Genomic DNA, 15,968 nt, shown 5'->3' with positions numbered 1-15,968 from the left:
GTTCACCTCCAATCGATGCCAGGCCGTTCGCCTAAACGTCGTGCAGAATGATCTTCCGGCTAAAGTCGAGAAAGTCGTCCAGATGCATTTCAATGATGGCGACCGTGATCGGTAACTGTAGCGCCTGATAGTTGTGCACGGCGATATTGGGAAAGCCGACCATGCGTTTCATGACATCCGCGAGCGCCGAGTCTATCCATGCGGCGCCCGCCAACAAACTGAACACGTCCCGAGCGCTTTGCGGAACGCCCAGCCGCTCGCGGCGTATCAGATGCTGGCCCATATCCAGCGCGGCTTCGCACGCTCGCTGAATATTCAAGATCGCGGGGTCCTGCCGCGTGTGATCCGCACCGAACGTGGCAGGATTTTTGAGATACTCCTCGCGAGCGCGGGCCACGCAGCGCTCTATCGTGGCCGCCTTGTTCAGGATGACGTCATCGGCCATATATGCGCCCCTCACGCTCAATGTCTTCCAGCAGACCGGCGCGGGCCGTATCGAGATCCGTCTTTTGGCTCAGGATCGCGCATTCGTACAAAGGTGCCTGCACGTCCTTGTTCCACAGACGAACGCCGGTGGTAATCACCTGGTATTGCAAGACCGTCGATGCGGCGCGGAGGTCGATCAAATCAACGTCGCAGCCGACCAACCCGGCCAGCGATTGCGCCAGCTCCCAGGTCGCCAACGGCTCCAGCTTGCCCTCAACCAGCACTGCAAGATCAAGGTCGCTGTCGCCGCCCGCCTGCCCCGTTGCCCGACTGCCGAACAGGTAGACGGCCAGCAGCCCGGGCAAGCGCAGGCGCAATGCGGACACGATCTCCTGCTCAGAAATATTCGCTCCCATTGCCACTCCTGCATTCAGTGTGTGGCTAAAGCTTACACTATGGCGCGAGCGCCGGCAGCAGCGGCGCGATGTCGCCGTCGGATGGCAGGGGTGTCAGCTGCAACAAGCGCATCAGCAGCGGGTAGACGTCGACATTGTCGAACACCGGCAGCACCACGCCCGGCTTGATGGCCGGGCCGGCGGCGATGAAGATGGCCCCCATCTCCGGCGCCGCGTTGTCGTAGCCGTGCGCGCCGCCCCTCGGCATCGCCTTGTCATTGAACGCAAGCAACCAGCCGGTTTCGGCCAGGCAGATGAAAGCCGGCACGCGCGCGTTGCGTCCATACGCCAGCCGCGCCGGGATCTCGCCCTTGCGCCAGCACTGCATATGCGCGTGCGGCTTGAGCAACGCGGCCGCGAGCTCATCTTCGTGTCCCGCCACCGGCTCCAGCCCCGCGTATGAGCCGCTGGCCACCTTGTTGTAGCTGCCCTCCGGCAGCAGCCGGTCCATGCGCACCACGCGTTCGGCGCTGGTCTGCGCCATGCCGTGATCGGAAACGATGACGATGTTGAAGTCCAGACGGCGCTTGGCCAAGCCATCGAGCAGGCGTCCGATGCTCTCGTCAACACGCGCCACCGCCCGCGTGGTTTGTCCGGCGTCCGGGCCGAAAGTGTGGCCCGCGTGGTCGACGTCGTCGAGGTACAGCGTGGCGAAGCCGAGTGCCTTCGCATCCGAGCGCCCCAGCCACGACAGCAGCCGGTCGACCCGCACCAAGGCCGGCTGCTTGCCGTCGAACGGCGGCGCCGCCGTCGGCCGCACGCCGTGTATCGCCGCCTCGGACCCCGGCCAGAACAGCGTGCCGGCGCGGATGCGGTGCAACTCGGCCGTCACCCACACCGGCTCGGCCTGGTCCCACCAGCGGCGGTCGGTGACAGCGGCCTCGTTGTCCAGGCTGAAGCGCACGCCGGGGATGGCGGCGTCGTCCATATTGTTGCCCACCACGCCGTGACGGTCGGGCCGCAGCCCCGTCACCAGCTTGTAGTGGTTGGGGAAAGTCAGCGACGGGAACGATGGCCGCATCGCCAGCGCCCGCGCGCCCCGCGCCGCCAGCCGGTTCAGATGGGGCGTGACGCCGCGTTCCAGGTAATCGGGACGCATGCCGTCTATCGAGACCAGGATGGTCAGCGGCGCCGCCTGCGCCATGGCGCAGCAGCTCGCGGCCAGCACCAGCAGGCCGGCCAGTTTTTTCAGGCTTGATGTCATTGTTCAGGGTCCAGGCATAAAAAAAGCGGACGACGCCGGGGCGTGGTCCGCTTTTTGAAGAGTGCTTATCGTTTAAACGACGACGGTCTGGTGCTCGTCGCCCACGCGGGCGCGGATCGCGCCGATGGTGTAGACGGTCTCGCCGGCCGCTTCCAGCTGGGCGATGGCGGCTGCCGCGTTTTCTTTCGAAACGATGACGGTCATGCCGATGCCGCAGTTGAACACGCGGTGCATTTCAGCGTCGGCCACGCCGCCGTGCTGTTGCAGCCAGGTGAACAGCGGAGGCATGGTCCACGATTTGCCGTCCAGCTCGGCCACCAGGCCAGGCTGCAGCACGCGCGGGATGTTCTCGACCAGGCCGCCGCCGGTGATGTGCACCATGCCTTTGACTTCCATCGAAGCCATCAGCGCCAGCAATGGCTTGACGTAGATGCGGGTCGGCTGCATCAGCACGTCCGACAGCTTGCGGCCGTGGAAGTCGCCTTCCAGGTCCGGCTTGGCAACTTCGATGATCTTGCGCACCAGCGAGTAACCGTTGGAGTGCACGCCCGACGAGGCCAGGCCCAGGATCACGTCGCCCGGCACGATCTTGGTGCCGTCGATGATTTTCGATTTTTCCACGGCGCCGACCGCGAAACCGGCCAGGTCGTATTCACCGGCCGGGTACATGGATGGCATTTCCGCCGTTTCGCCGCCGATCAGCGCGCAACCGGCCTGTTCGCAGCCCTGGGCGATGCCCTTGATGACGTCGGTCGCGGTGGCCACGTCCAGCTTGCCGCAGGCGAAGTAGTCGAGGAAGAACAGCGGCTCGGCGCCCTGCACCAGGATGTCGTTGACGCTCATCGCGACCAGGTCGATCCCGACCGTGTCGTGGCGGTTCAGCTCGAACGCCAGTTTCAGCTTGGTGCCCACGCCGTCGGTACCGGAGACCAGGACGGGCTCCTTGTACTTCTTGCTGATCTCGAACATCGCGCCGAAACCGCCCAAGCCGCCCATCACGCCTTCGCGCATGGTGCGCTTGGCAAAAGGCTTGATCGCTTCGACTAAAGCGTCGCCCGCGTCGATATCGACGCCGGCGTCACGGTAGGACAGGGAAACATTAGAAGTTTGGCTCATGGTGTATTTCGCAGCGGAGGCGGTAAAATAGAAGGCGGAGACCTGTTTCGTAGCAAAAAGCCACGAAAATGCGGAAAAAGCAGCACAACAACCCGGTCAATCCGCTATTTTATCAAAATGCCCCGTCCAACAGCCGTTTTTAACCATCTAAATCACACTCCATGCCATTTCCCCTCTCGGTAGAGCAAAAGCAAACGGCATTCTGGGTGGCGGTTTGGGCAGCATTCTTCCTCTTGTTGGTCACGCTGGGACCGGTGCTGACGCCCTTCCTGGCCGCCGCCATCCTGGCCTACGCGCTGAACCCGGGCGTCGATTTCCTCGACCATCTGCGCGTCGGCCGCCTGAAGCTGCGCGTGCCGCGCCCGCTGGCCGTGCTGCTGGTGGTGGTGCTGTTCTTCGCCGCCATCGCCGCGCTGGTGCTGATCGTGGTGCCGGTGCTGCAAAAGGAAATCCCGATGCTGCAGGCGCAAATCCCCGCCTTCCTGGCCAAGGCCAACGACCTGCTGGGCCCCAAGCTGCAGGAAATGGGCGTCAAGGTGCGCCTCGACAGCGACGGCATCAAGAAGCTGGTATCGCAGCAGATGGCCACCAGCGGCGACGAGATCTGGAGCGCCGTGCTCAATTCGGCGCGCGTCGGCGGCACCGCGGTGCTGGGCTGGATCGCCACGCTGGTGCTGATCCCGGTGGTGCTGTTCTACCTGCTACTGGACTGGCACCCGATGCTGGCGCGTATCGCCGGCTGCGTGCCGCGCCGCTGGATAGGCGCCACCATGGACATGGCCAACGAGGTCGACACCCTGCTGGCCCAGTACCTGCGCGGCCAGTTGCTGGTGATGTTCGTGCTGGCCGTGTACTACTCGGCGGCGCTGGCCATCGCCGGCTTCGACGTCGCGCTGCCGGTCGGTATCATCACCGGCCTGCTGGTGTTCATCCCCTACCTGGGCTTCGGCCTGGGCCTGGTGCTGGCGCTGATCTCGGCGGTGCTGCAATTTGCCGACTGGAGCGGCGTGATCGCGGTGGCCGTCATCTACGGCGCCGGCCAGGTGATCGAGGGCTTTTTCCTCACGCCGCGCCTGGTGGGCGAGCGCATCGGCCTCAATCCGCTGGCCGTGATCTTCGCCTTATTGGCCTTCGGCCAGCTGTTCGGCTTTGTCGGCGTGCTGCTGGCATTGCCCGCTTCGGCCGTGCTAATGGTGGCATTTAAGCATCTGCGCCGCCACTACCTGAGCAGCAGCTTCTATAATGCGTGACGTGGAACAGAAAAACGTTATGCAAAAGATCATAATCAGGCGTACGCCATGAAACAACTGGTGCTCGATTTAGGCGCAGACCAGGCGCACAGCCTCGCATCGTTCGAGGTGGGACAGAATGCCGAAGCGGCAGCGCTGATGGCGCAGTTCGCCGACCGCACGTCGCGCGAGCACTTCGCCTACCTGTGGGGCGCGGGCGGCGTCGGCAAGACCCATCTGCTCAAGGCCCTGGCCAGCGCCGGCGGCGAGGCCGAGCAGCTGCGCGCGCGCTACATCTCGCCGTTCTCCATCGAGTCCGAATTCGTCTACTCGCCGGAGGTGGACCTGTACCTGCTCGACGACTGCGAAAAGCTGTCGCCGCTGGCGCAGATCGACGCCTTCGCGCTGTTCAATGAAATCCGCGCCAACAACGCCTTCATGGTGTGCAGCGGCGCCGTCGCGCCGGCCGTGCTGCCGGTGCGCGAAGACCTGCGCACCCGCATGGGCTGGGGCCTGATCTACCAGATCCACGGCCTGACCGACGATGAAAAGGTGGCCGCGCTGAGCGCCGCCGCCACCGCACGCGGCTTGACGCTGTCGCCCGGCGTGATACCCTACTTGCTGTCCCATTTTCAGCGCGACATGCGGTCGCTGTCGACCATGCTGGACTCGCTGGACCAATATTCCCTCGAAACCCAACGCCCGATCACCTTGCCGCTGCTGCGCGAGTGGTTGCAGGCGGAAGCTAAAGAATGACGAATCCTGCATGAACTTAGCCTTATTTGACCTCGACCACACGCTGCTGCCGATCGACTCCGACTACGAGTGGGGGCAGTTCCTGGTGCGCATCGGCGCCGTGGACGCCGCCGAATTCGCCCGCCGCAACGACGAGTTCTTCGCCCAATACCAGGCCGGCACGCTGGACCCGGTGGAATACCTGGAGTTCTCGCTCGGCACCCTGGCCTCGTTCCCGCAGGACCGCCTGAAGGCCATGCAGCAGCAGTACATGGCCGAAGTGGTGCAGCCGGCGATCCGCCCGGCCGCCCGCGCGCTGCTGCAAAAGCACATCGACGCCGGCGACCTGGTGGCCATCGTCACCGCCACCAACCACTTCGTCACCGCGCCGATCGCCAAGGCGCTGGGCGTGGAGCACCTGATCGCGGCCATGCCGGAAGTGGACGCCGACGGCAAGCTGACCGGAAAACTGGTCGGCACGCCGACCCAGGGCGCGGGCAAGATCACCCACACCAAGGCCTGGCTGGCGAAGATGGACAAGACGCTGGAAGACTTCGACACCGTCCACTTCTACAGCGACTCGCACAACGACCTGCCGCTGATGTCCATCGTCAGCCATCCGGTGGCGACCAACCCCAACGCCGCACTGAAAACGCACGCCACAGCCCAAGGCTGGCCATTAATTGACCTATTCAATGATTAAGAAACTGATCCGCAAAATCCTCGGCTCCAAAAGCAAGGCGCGCGACACCAGCACGCCGGTGGTCCTCGGCCCCGACGCCCACGGCATCGACCCGCGCCTGCTGTCGTCGAACGCGGTGCGCGTCACCAGCACCCTGCAGGAAGCCGGCTACGAAGCCTTCGTCGTCGGCGGCGCCGTGCGCGACCTGCTGCTGGGCGTGAAGCCGAAAGACTTCGACATCGCCACCAACGCCACGCCGGAGCAGGTCAAGCGCCTGTTCCGCCGCGCCTTCATCATCGGCAAGCGCTTCCAGATCGTGCATGTGATGTTCGGCCAGGATCTGCTGGAAGTGACCACCTTCCGTGGCACCACGCTGGACAACGCGCCGAAGGACGAACATGGCCGCGTCCTGCGCGACAACACCTTCGGCTCGCAGGCGGAGGACGCGGTGCGCCGCGACTTCACCATCAACGCCATGTACTACAACCCGGCCAACCAGCAGGTGCTGGACTACCACGGCGGCATCGAAGACATCCGCGCCAAGACGCTGCGCATCATCGGCCAGCCGGAAGCGCGCTACCGCGAAGACCCGGTGCGCATGCTGCGCGTGGTGCGCTTCGCCGCCAAGCTCAAATTCACCATCGAACCGAACACCGGCGCGCCTATCGCCGTGATGGCGTCCTTGATCGACAACGTGCCCGCCGCGCGCGTGTTCGACGAAATGCTCAAGCTGCTGATGAGCGGCCAGGCGCTGGCCTGCCTGCAGCAGCTGCGCAAGGAAGGCCTGCATCACGGCCTGCTGCCGTTGCTGGACGTGGTGCTGGAACAGCCGCTGGGCGCCAAGTTCGTGACGCTGGCGCTCGATTCGACCGACGCCCGCATCCACGCCGGCAAGACCGTATCGCCGGGCTTCCTGTTTGCGTCGCTGCTGTGGCACCAGGTGCTGGAGAAGTGGACCGCCTACCGCGCCTCGGGCGAGCAAACCATCCCCGCGCTGCACCTGGCGGCCGACGACGTGCTCGATTCGCAGACCGAGAAGCTGGCCTTGCAGCGCAAGATCGGCTCCGACATGCGCGACATCTGGTCGATGCAGCCGCGCTTCGAGCGCCGCACCGGCAAGTCGCCGCACAAGCTGCTGGAACACCTGCGCTTCCGCGCCGGCTACGACTTCCTGCTGCTGCGCTGCGCATCGGGCGAGATCGACGCCGAATTGGGCGAGTGGTGGACCGCGTTCTATGAAGGCGACGAAGCCACCCGCGAAGACCTGATCGCATCGGCCAACCAGCCGGCCGGTTCCGGCGGCGCCAAGCGCAAACGCGCACCGCGCCGCGGTGGCCGCAGCAAGGGCGGCGCTGAAGGCGGCAACGCCGGCGGCAATGCCGGCGGTTCCGGCGGCGGCGACGGCGGCGGCGCGGAATAAGCTGCACCCTGACGCGTCATGAGCATCATCGGCAAAACAGGTGAAGACGGCTTCGCCTTCACCATCGCCTACATCGGCATCGGCGCCAACCTGGGCGACGCGCGCGGCAACGTGGCCGACGCGCTGGAGCGCCTGCAACGCCTGCCCGGCTGCACGCTGATGGCGGCGTCGGGCCTGTACCGCACCGCGCCTATCGATTCGAGCGGCGACGACTACATCAACGCCGTGGCCCGCATCGCCACCACGCTGGACGCCGAGGCGCTGCTGCAAGCGCTGCACGGCATCGAGCAGGCGCATGGCCGCGAGCGGCCCTACCGCAACGCCCCGCGCACGCTGGACCTGGACCTGCTGCTGTACGGCGACCGGCAGATCGCCAGCGCCACGCTGACGGTGCCGCATCCGCGCATGACCGAGCGCGCCTTCGTGCTGGTGCCGCTGCTGGAACTGGCGCCGGCCATCCACATCCCTGGTCGCGGCGCGGCGCAGGACTATGCCGCCTCGGTAGCCGATCAGGGCATCAGCCCCATTATTTGACTCCCCTGCACGCGATAGCATTCAGGACTACACTATCGCCGTGTCATCACATCTTTAAAGGATTTCCCATGTCTGGTTATTTGCAAGGAAACGAAATGGCCGCGAGCCAAAAGCCTGCCGCCACCACCGCACCTGCACCGGCCAAAGCGGTCGCCAACAAGGCAGTCACCATCCCCACGCTGGCGAACCTGCGCGCGGCCGGTGAAAAGATCACCATGCTGACCTGCTACGACGCCAGCTTCGCCTCGCTGATGGACCGCTGCGGCGTCGAGATCCTGCTGATCGGCGATTCGCTGGGCATGGTCTGCAACGGCCACCAGTCGACGCTGCCGGTGACGGTGGCCGAAGTGGCCTACCACACGGCCGCCGTCGCGCGCGGCAGCAAGTCGGCGATGATCGTCGCCGACCTGCCGTTCGGCGCCTACGCCACGCCGGAGAGCGCGTTCAACAACGCGGTGCAGCTGATCCAGGCTGGCGCGCACATGGTCAAGCTGGAAGGCGGCGCATGGCTGGCCGACACGGTACGCTTCCTGACCGAGCGCTCGGTGCCGGTCTGCGCCCACCTCGGCCTGACGCCGCAATCGGTGCACCAGCTGGGCGGCTACAAGGTGCAGGGCAAGACCATCGAAAGCGCCGACATGCTGAAAGCGGACGCGCTGAAACTGCAAGCGGCCGGCGCCTCGCTGCTGGTGCTTGAAGCGATACCCACGCAGCTGGGCAAGGAAGTGACCGACATGCTGGCGATGCCGACGATCGGCATCGGCGCGGGTCCGGACTGCTCGGGCCAGGTGCTGGTGATGCACGATCTGCTGGGCGTCTTCCCGGGCCGCAAAGCGCGCTTCGTGAAGAACTTCATGGAAGGCCAGACCAGCATCGACGCCGCCGTCACCGCTTACGTCACCGCCGTCAAGGACGGCAGCTTCCCGGCGTTGGAGCACTGCTTCTAAGAGAAGTAAAAAAGGCGCAGCCTTAAAGCTGCGCCAGATTCGTTCTAGTAGTGAAAACGGCAGCCTACGACATGTATCGTGTCGTCCATCACCGCATAGACCAGACGGTGTTCAAGGTCGATCCGACGCGACCATAAACCAGTCAAATTTCCCTTCAACGATTGGTTTTTCTGAGGCAGAATCAAGTAAACAATAGCTCCTTGACGCATTCCTCGAACACAGCCAGCAGCCGCTGGATATCGATATCGCTGGTATCGGGACATACCAACAGCATGTTGTGGAACGGGGTAATCAGCAGGCCACGGTTGAGGAGGTAGAGGTGGATGATCTGTTCGAGGTCGCTGTCCAGTATCGCCTGCGCTTGCGTGCCGTTTTGCGGCGGCGTCGGCGCGAACTGGAACTCGGTGCGGGCGCCGATTTGGGTGACGCACCATGGCAGTTTATGGCGCGCGATGACGGCGCGCAGGCCTTCCGCCAGTTGGGCCGCCAGCGCGAACATGTGCTGGTAGGCTTGCTCCGTCATCACCTGCTCCAGATTGGCCCGCATCGCGGCCATGGCGAACATGTTGGCACTCAGCGTGGTGCCGATGCCGGAGTGGCCGGGCGGCGCATCCCGCTTGGCCTTCTCCACCCGTCGCGCCAGCTCCTCGGTAAAGCCATAGGCCGCACAAGGGATGCCGCCGCCAATCGGCTTGCCGACCACCAGCGCGTCCGGCTGCATGCCGTGCGCTTGCGCGTAGCCTCCGGGTCCGCTGCTGATGGTGTGGGTTTCGTCGATCACCAACAGGCTGCCATGGCGCTTGATGAGCTGCTGCGCGGCGTCCCAATAGCCTGGCAGCGGCAGCACCATGCCGATGTTGGTCATCACCGGCTCGGCCAGCACGCAGGCGATGTCGCCCTGCTTTAACGCCGCTTCCAGTGCCGGCAGGTCGTTGAACTCCACCACCACCGTGTGATCCGTGAGCTGGTGCACCTGTCCCAGCAGGCTGTCGCGCTGAACCGGCACACCGTCCACCAGATCGACAAACACGTCGTCCACCGTACCGTGGTAGCAGCCGTTGAAGACCAGCACCTTGCTGCGGCCTGTCGCGGCGCGCAGCCAGCGCAGCACGAAGCGGTTGGCGTCCGACGCGGACAAGGCGAACTGCCAGTACGGCAGGCCGAAACGCCGCGCCAGTTCGGCAGCCACCGGCGCGGCATCCTCCGACGGCAGCATGGCGGTGTACCCGCGTGCAGCCTGGCGCGCGATGGCCTGCGCAACCGGCTGCGGCGCGTGGCCGAACATGGCGCCGGTGTCGCCGAGGCAGAAGTCGATGTATTCGTGGCCGTCGGCGTCGCGGAAGCGGGCTCCGGATGCTTCGCGCACCGTCAGCGGGAATGGGGTGGACCAGTCGTTCATCCAGTGCATCGGCACGCCAAACAGCAGATGCTGCGCGGCCTGCCCCGCCAACCGAGCCGATTCGGGATTGCGCGCGATGTAGCTGGCGCGTTCGGCGGCGGCCAGCGCCTGCGCGCGTGGCCAGTTCAATCCGTCGCGGGTGCCGGCCATGGTCACACCAGCAGCATCAAATGCTCGCGCTCCCAGGAGCTGATCACGCGGCTGTAAGTGGCGAACTCCAGTTCCTTCACTTCGCAGAAAGCCTGTACGAACAGCTCTCCCAGGATGTCGCTCAACGGCTTGCAATCGCGCAGGCGCAGAATGGCGTCCTCCAGATTGCGCGGCAGCTGGTCGTGCACATGCTCGGCGCTGTCGGCCGTCGGCGGCGATGGCGTCAAGCCCTGCGTCATGCCGAGGTAGCCGCAGGCCAGCGTGGCGGCCATCGCCAGGTAGGGATTGACGTCCACGCCAGGCACGCGATTCTCCACGCGGCGGTTCAGCGGCGCGGAGTTCGGAATGCGGATGCCGCAGGTGCGGTTGTCGTAACCCCAATGCACATTGGTCGGCGCAGACATGAAACGCGACAGGCGGCGATACGAATTCACGTGCGGCGCAAACAGCAGCGTGGCCGCCGCAGCGTACTGCTCCAGCCCCGCGATATAGTTGAAGAACAAGGCGCTGGCCTCGCCGTCGGCGCGGCTGAAGATGTTCGCGCCGGTCGCAGTATCGAGCACGCTCTGGTGGATGTGCATCGCACTTCCGGGCTCCGTCTCCATCGGCTTGGCCATAAAGGTGGCGAAGATCCCGTGCCGCAGCGCCGTCTCCCGCACCGCGCGCTTGAAGAGGAAGACACGGTCGGCCAGCTCCAGCGCCTCGCCGTGCGTGAAGTTGATCTCCATCTGGCCCGCCCCCGCTTCGTGAATCAGCGTCTCCACACCCAGCTCATGCTGCTTGCAGAAGGTGGAAAGCTCCAGGAAGAAAGGATCGAAATCGTTGACGGCGTCGATGGAATACGACTGACGGCCGGATTCCGTCTTGCCGCTGCGGCCCAGCGGTGGCGTCAGCGGCTCGTGCGGATTGCTGCTGCGCGCGACCAGATAGAACTCCATCTCCGGCGCCACCACCGGCTGCCAGCCGCGCTCCGCATACAGCTTGAGCACCTTGCGCAGCACGGCGCGCGGCGACAGGCCGACCGGCGAGCCATCGAAGTTCTGGCAATCGTGAATCACGAGCGCGACGTTCTCCGCCGCCCACGGCACCTGCCGCAGCGTGGCCAGGTCCGGCACGCAGATCATGTCCGGATCAGTAGCGCCGGTGTAGGGAAGATTGTTGGGCTGCTCGCCGTTGACGGTGTTGAGCAGCACACTCTTGGGCAAGCGCATCTCGCCCTCGCTGAGGAACAGATCCTTGGGCAGTATCTTGCCGCGAGCGATACCAGTCATGTCGGCGATCACGCATTCCACTTCGTGGATGTTGCGGTCGCGTAGAAAGTCCTTCATGGCCTGGCTCATCGCTTGCTCCTAAAAGCGGTCTAGATAGCGCTTGGTCTCCCAGGCGCTGACGTGTTGGCTGTATTCGATCCATTCGGCGCTCTTCAGCGCCACAAACTCGTTGACGATATCCGCGCCCAGCGCGGCGGCCAGCACCGTGTCGGCCTTCAGCGCGGCGGCGGCCTCGCCGAGATTCTGCGGCAGCAGCTTCAACCCCAGCTCCGCCCGCGCCGCATCGGACATTTCGTACACATCCAGATTGACCGGTTCACCGGCGGCCAGCGCACGGTCGATGCCATCCAGCCCCGCAGCGATCACGCCCGCCAACGCCAGATAGGGATTGGCCGAACTGTCCGGCAGCCGCCACTCGATGCGCTGATAAATCACCCGCGCCACCGTGGTGCGGTTGTTGTCGCCATAGCCGATAAAGGCAGGCGCCCAGCTGGTACCGGACAGCGACTGCCCGCACATTAATCGTTTATACGAATTGACCGTCGGCGCGCAAAGCGCCGTCAACGCCGGGGCGTGGTGCAGCAGGCCTGCCATGAAGTGATAGGCCAGCGACGACAGGCCGAGATCGCGCCCGCCCGGTTCCGTCTCTTCACCCAGTGCGAACAGCGGCTTGCCGGCGACGTTCGCCAGCGACAGGTGGAAATGCAGCCCGCTGCCCGGACGGTCGGCAAACGGCTTGGGCATCATCGAGAACAGCATGCCCTCCTCTTCAGCGATATGCTGCGCCGCCATCTTGAAGAGCATGAAATTGTCCCCAGCCTTGAGCGCGTCGGCATACTTGTAGTTGACTTCAAACTGGCCGGTCGCATCCTCGTGGTCGATTTGGAACACGCCCAGTCCGCACTGGTCCAGCGACGTAGTCAGCTTCTCGATGAAGCCGCGCCGGCGCAGCAGGCTCTTGGTGTCGTAAGATGGTTTTTCCAGCGTGTCGGCCGCCTCGGCGTCGTAGCCATCAGCGCCTTTTTGCAGCAGGAAGAACTCCGGCTCCAGACCCGCGTTCAGGGTCCAGCCGCGCTGCGCCAGTCGCTCGACCTGCTTGCGCAATACCTGGCGCGGGCAAGCATCGAACGGCACGCCCGCCACATGGCCGTCCAGCACCACGCGCGCGTAGCCCGGCAGCCAAGGCATCATCTTCAAGGTGGAGAGATCGGCGCGGCCATAGTATTCCGAACGCGGACCGGTACGCGGCAAGCCCGTACCCCAGATCGACGGCCCTGAAAATCCAGCACCCGGCGAGACGATATCGTCCAGGTGGGCCAGCGGTATCAGCTTGCCCTTGGCCGCGCCGTGGATGTCCGTGAACTGCGCGAACACGAAGCGCACGCCTTTCGCAGCAAGCTCGCGCTGCGATTCCTCCGTCGAACGGGGTGCCGAAGCGTCTAGCCGATTTGTATCCATGTAGTTTTCAGTTCGGTATATTTGTCGAAAGCGTGCAGCGATTTGTCGCGGCCATTGCCGGACTGTTTGTAGCCGCCGAACGGCACGGTGATGTCATCGCCATCGTACTGGTTCACGTGCACAGTGCCCGCACGCAGCGCACGCGCGGTCTGGATCGCCTTGCTGATATCGGCCGTCCACACAGCGGCCTGCAAGCCGTACGGCGTGGAGTTGGCCTGTTTGACGGCGTCCTTCACGTCGGTGAAGCTCAGCACCGACAGCACCGGCCCGAAAATCTCCTCGCGCGCGATGGTCATGCCACTGTCGACCTGGTCGAACAGCGTCGGTTCGACGTAGAAGCCGCCGGTGTCGGTGCGCGCCTGGCGGCCACCAGAGAGCAGCTTGGCGCCGCCCGACTGGCCGGCTTCGATATAGCCCATCACCGTCTTCAACTGCGTCGCATCGACAATGGCGCCCATGACGGTGTTCTCGTCCAGCGGATCGCCCGGCTGGAAGCTCGGCATCATCGCCAGCGCCTTTTCGAGGAACTGGTCCTTGATCGACGCTTCGACAAACAGCCGCGAAGGCGCGTTGCAGCTCTCGCCCTGGTTGAAGTAAATGGAGCCAATCGCTGCCTGCACCGCCTTGTCCAGGTCCGGGCAATCGGCGCAGACGATGTTGGCGGACTTGCCGCCCAGCTCAGTCCACGCCCGCTTCAAATTGGATTGACCGGCCATCTGCAAAATCTGCTTGCCGACGCGTGTGGAGCCGGTGAAACCGATGCAGTCCACGTCCATGTGCAGCGCCAGCGCCGCTCCGGCCTCGTGGCCGTAACCCGGCAGCACATTGAACACGCCCGGCGGAATACCCGCCTCCAGTGCGATTTCCGCCAGCCGCAGCGCCGTCAACGGCGATTTCTCGGACGGCTTGAGTACCACGCTGTTCCCGGCGGCCAGCGCCGGCGCGATCTTCCATGCGGCCATGATCATCGGATAATTCCACGGCACGATGGCCGCCACGACGCCGACCGCCTCGCGCGTGATCAGCGCCAGGCTGTTGGCCGCCGTCGGCGCGATCTCGTCGTAGATCTTGTCGATCGCCTCGCCGTACCAGCGCAGGCAGTTGGCGGTCGCGCCGACGTCCACGCTCTGGCTGTATTTGATCGGCTTGCCCATGTCCAGCGTTTCAAGCAGCGCCAGCTCCGGACCGTACTTCTGCACCAGGTCCGCAAACTTGATCAGGGTGCGCTTGCGCTGCGCAGGCGACTTGCCGGCCCAGCGGCGGTCTTCGAACGCAGCGCGTGCGGATGCCACCGCCACGTCGACATCTGCGCCGGCGCAGCGCGCCACCATGCCCAGCTTGCGGCCATCAATCGGCGACAGGTTCTCAAACTGCTGTTCGGATTTTGCCGAGACGCGCTCGCCGCCGATGAAGGCGCGGCCATCAATTTGCAGGCTGCTCGCCCGCTCGTGCCACGATGTTGTAGTCATATTGGTCTCCAATCTCAGATTACAGCCAGCCGCGCTGCTGGACGTCCGCGTAGGTCAGGTCCAGGCAGTGGCGGATCAGCGCGATCATTTCGTCGATCTGCGCACAGGTCATCACCAGCGGCGGCGCGATAATCATGCGGTCGCCGACTGCGCGCATGATCATGCCGTTGCCGAACATGTAGCCACGGCAGACCATGCCCACCGCCAGCCCCTCGTCGAACGGCACATTCTCATGCACCGTCGCACCTTTAACGCGCACCAAATTGAGCCCGGCGACGAAGCCGCAGCTGTCAGCATAGCCAACCAGCGGATGATCCGCCAGCTCGGCAAAACGCTTTTTCAGATACGGACCGGTCTCGCTGCCGACGCGCTCGACCAGCTTCTCATCTTCGATGATGCGGATATTCTCCAGTGCCGCAGCACAAGCCACCGGATGGCCGGAGTAGGTAAAGCCGTGATTGAACTCGCCGCCCTTCTCGATCAGCACATTGGCCACGCGGTCGCCAACCAGCACACCACCCAGCGGCACATAGCCCGACGTGACGCCCTTGGCGAAGGTGATCAGGTCCGGCTTGATGCCGAACAGTTCGGACGCGAACCACTTGCCCAGCCGGCCGAAGCCGCAGATCACCTCATCGGCGATCAACAGGATGCCGTACTTGTCGCAGATGCGCTGGATCTCCGGCCAGTAGGTGGCAGGTGGAATCACCACACCGCCCGCGCCCTGTATCGGCTCGCCGATGAAAGCCGCGACCTTGTCCGCGCCCACCTCCAGGATTTTCTTCTCCAGCCACGACGCCGCTTCGATGCCGAATTCGTCCTCCGTCATGCCGCGCCCGGATTCCAGATAGTTCGGCTGGCCGATATGCACGATGCCGGGGATCGGCAAGCCACCCTGCGCATGCATGCCGTCCATGCCGCCCAGCGACGCGCCGGCCACGGTGCTGCCGTGATAGGCGTTGTGGCGGCTGATGATGGTGTGGCGGTCCTTGTAGCCCAACACGTCCCAATAGCGGCGCACCATGCGCAGATTGGTGTCGTTGCCTTCCGAGCCGGAGCCGGTGAAGTAGACGTGGTTGAACTGCGGCGGCGATATCTTCACCAGCTTGGCCGCCAGCTCCACCGCCGGGATATTGGTGGTGTTGAAGAAGCTGTTATAGAACGGCAGCGTCTCCATCTGCTTGTACACCGCTTCCGAAATGCTGGTGCGGCCGTAGCCGACGTTGACGCACCACAGGCCGGACATGCCGTCCAATACCTTCTTGCCTTGCGAATCCCACAAGTAGATGCCCTCGCCGCGCACCATCACGCGCGCGCCTTTTTCGCCCAGCGCCTTGTGGTCGGTGAAGGGATGCATGTAGTGGGCCGTGTCCAGCTTCTGGATGGCGGCGGTGTCATACACTTCCGGGCGCGCGGCGGCCTTTACCGACGCGACTAATGCGGCGCTTGGCGCCAATGAACTGTTCGACATGA

16 protein-coding genes are annotated in these 15,968 nt (G+C 64.5%); 6 read left to right on the top strand and 10 right to left on the bottom strand.

Translation table 11 applies throughout. From position 1 onward, the window contains the following. Positions 1 to 31 precede the first annotated feature (31 nt). From DUGA2_RS18715 to purM, 4 genes are all read right to left on the bottom strand, one after another. Positions 32 to 445 carry a DUF86 domain-containing protein gene (locus DUGA2_RS18715; RefSeq protein WP_070270997.1) on the bottom strand — a complete coding sequence of 138 codons (414 nt, stop codon included), beginning with the start codon at positions 443 to 445 and terminating at the stop codon, positions 32 to 34. Next, the gene (locus DUGA2_RS18710) at positions 435 to 842 is read right to left on the bottom strand and encodes a nucleotidyltransferase domain-containing protein (RefSeq protein ID WP_083296371.1); all 408 of its coding nucleotides are present in this window, start codon (positions 840 to 842) and stop codon (positions 435 to 437) included. Before DUGA2_RS18710 ends, DUGA2_RS18715 begins: the two co-directional genes overlap by 11 nt. A 37-nt stretch (positions 843 to 879) precedes the next feature. Continuing rightward, the gene (locus DUGA2_RS18705; protein WP_070270996.1) at positions 880 to 2,085 is read right to left on the bottom strand and encodes an ectonucleotide pyrophosphatase/phosphodiesterase; all 1,206 of its coding nucleotides are present in this window, start codon (positions 2,083 to 2,085) and stop codon (positions 880 to 882) included. Between the two features lie 72 nt (positions 2,086 to 2,157). After that, the gene (gene purM, locus DUGA2_RS18700; protein ID WP_070270995.1) at positions 2,158 to 3,201 is read right to left on the bottom strand and encodes a phosphoribosylformylglycinamidine cyclo-ligase; all 1,044 of its coding nucleotides are present in this window, start codon (positions 3,199 to 3,201) and stop codon (positions 2,158 to 2,160) included. A 161-nt stretch (positions 3,202 to 3,362) separates the two neighbouring features. On the opposite strand from purM, the gene DUGA2_RS18695 reads away from it, so the two are divergent. From DUGA2_RS18695 to panB, 6 genes are all read left to right on the top strand, one after another. Beyond that, complete coding sequence (locus tag DUGA2_RS18695; RefSeq protein WP_070270994.1) at positions 3,363 to 4,451, top strand: AI-2E family transporter; 1,089 nt, start codon at positions 3,363 to 3,365, stop codon at positions 4,449 to 4,451. A 48-nt stretch (positions 4,452 to 4,499) separates the two neighbouring features. Then, positions 4,500 to 5,186, top strand: a complete 687-nt coding sequence (gene hda / locus DUGA2_RS18690; protein WP_008452571.1) for a DnaA regulatory inactivator Hda — start codon at positions 4,500 to 4,502, stop codon at positions 5,184 to 5,186. Positions 5,187 to 5,196: 10 nt separating this feature from the next. Continuing rightward, positions 5,197 to 5,868: an HAD family phosphatase gene (locus tag DUGA2_RS18685; RefSeq protein WP_070270993.1), complete on the top strand. Its 672-nt coding sequence runs from the start codon at positions 5,197 to 5,199 to the stop codon at positions 5,866 to 5,868. Next, positions 5,861 to 7,267, top strand: a complete 1,407-nt coding sequence (gene pcnB / locus DUGA2_RS18680) for a polynucleotide adenylyltransferase PcnB (protein ID WP_070270992.1) — start codon at positions 5,861 to 5,863, stop codon at positions 7,265 to 7,267. The genes DUGA2_RS18685 and pcnB overlap by 8 nt, the downstream gene beginning before the upstream one ends. Before the next feature lie 18 nt (positions 7,268 to 7,285). Then, positions 7,286 to 7,801, top strand: a complete 516-nt coding sequence (gene folK, locus DUGA2_RS18675; protein ID WP_070270991.1) for a 2-amino-4-hydroxy-6-hydroxymethyldihydropteridine diphosphokinase — start codon at positions 7,286 to 7,288, stop codon at positions 7,799 to 7,801. A gap of 95 nt (positions 7,802 to 7,896) precedes the next feature. Beyond that, positions 7,897 to 8,748: a 3-methyl-2-oxobutanoate hydroxymethyltransferase gene (panB, locus tag DUGA2_RS18670; RefSeq protein ID WP_070270990.1), complete on the top strand. Its 852-nt coding sequence runs from the start codon at positions 7,897 to 7,899 to the stop codon at positions 8,746 to 8,748. Between the two features lie 44 nt (positions 8,749 to 8,792). Here the strand turns inward: panB and DUGA2_RS32800 are convergent, their stop codons facing one another. The 6 genes from DUGA2_RS32800 to DUGA2_RS18645 are packed head-to-tail and all read right to left on the bottom strand — an operon-like array spanning position 8,793 to position 15,966. Then, positions 8,793 to 8,957, bottom strand: coding sequence for a Txe/YoeB family addiction module toxin (locus DUGA2_RS32800; protein WP_083296370.1), 165 nt, complete (start codon positions 8,955 to 8,957; stop codon positions 8,793 to 8,795). Continuing rightward, complete coding sequence (locus DUGA2_RS18665) at positions 8,930 to 10,297, bottom strand: aspartate aminotransferase family protein (protein WP_070270989.1); 1,368 nt, start codon at positions 10,295 to 10,297, stop codon at positions 8,930 to 8,932. Before DUGA2_RS18665 ends, DUGA2_RS32800 begins: the two co-directional genes overlap by 28 nt. Before the next feature lie 2 nt (positions 10,298 to 10,299). Further along, positions 10,300 to 11,637, bottom strand: coding sequence for a glutamine synthetase family protein (locus DUGA2_RS18660; protein WP_070270988.1), 1,338 nt, complete (start codon positions 11,635 to 11,637; stop codon positions 10,300 to 10,302). A gap of 9 nt (positions 11,638 to 11,646) precedes the next feature. Beyond that, positions 11,647 to 13,026, bottom strand: a complete 1,380-nt coding sequence (glnT, locus tag DUGA2_RS18655) for a type III glutamate--ammonia ligase (RefSeq protein ID WP_070270987.1) — start codon at positions 13,024 to 13,026, stop codon at positions 11,647 to 11,649. Continuing rightward, positions 13,008 to 14,495 carry an aldehyde dehydrogenase gene (locus DUGA2_RS18650; protein ID WP_070270986.1) on the bottom strand — a complete coding sequence of 496 codons (1,488 nt, stop codon included), beginning with the start codon at positions 14,493 to 14,495 and terminating at the stop codon, positions 13,008 to 13,010. Before DUGA2_RS18650 ends, glnT begins: the two co-directional genes overlap by 19 nt. A gap of 19 nt (positions 14,496 to 14,514) precedes the next feature. After that, a complete protein-coding gene (locus DUGA2_RS18645) occupies positions 14,515 to 15,966 on the bottom strand; it encodes an aspartate aminotransferase family protein (RefSeq protein WP_070270985.1) in 1,452 nt (483 codons plus the stop codon). Positions 15,967 to 15,968 lie beyond the last annotated feature (2 nt).

Source organism: Duganella sp. HH101 (assembly GCF_001758795.1).
In the GTDB taxonomy this organism is placed as follows: domain Bacteria; phylum Pseudomonadota; class Gammaproteobacteria; order Burkholderiales; family Burkholderiaceae_D; genus Rugamonas; species Rugamonas rivuli.
This window is presented reverse-complemented; position numbering and strand designations above follow the sequence as displayed.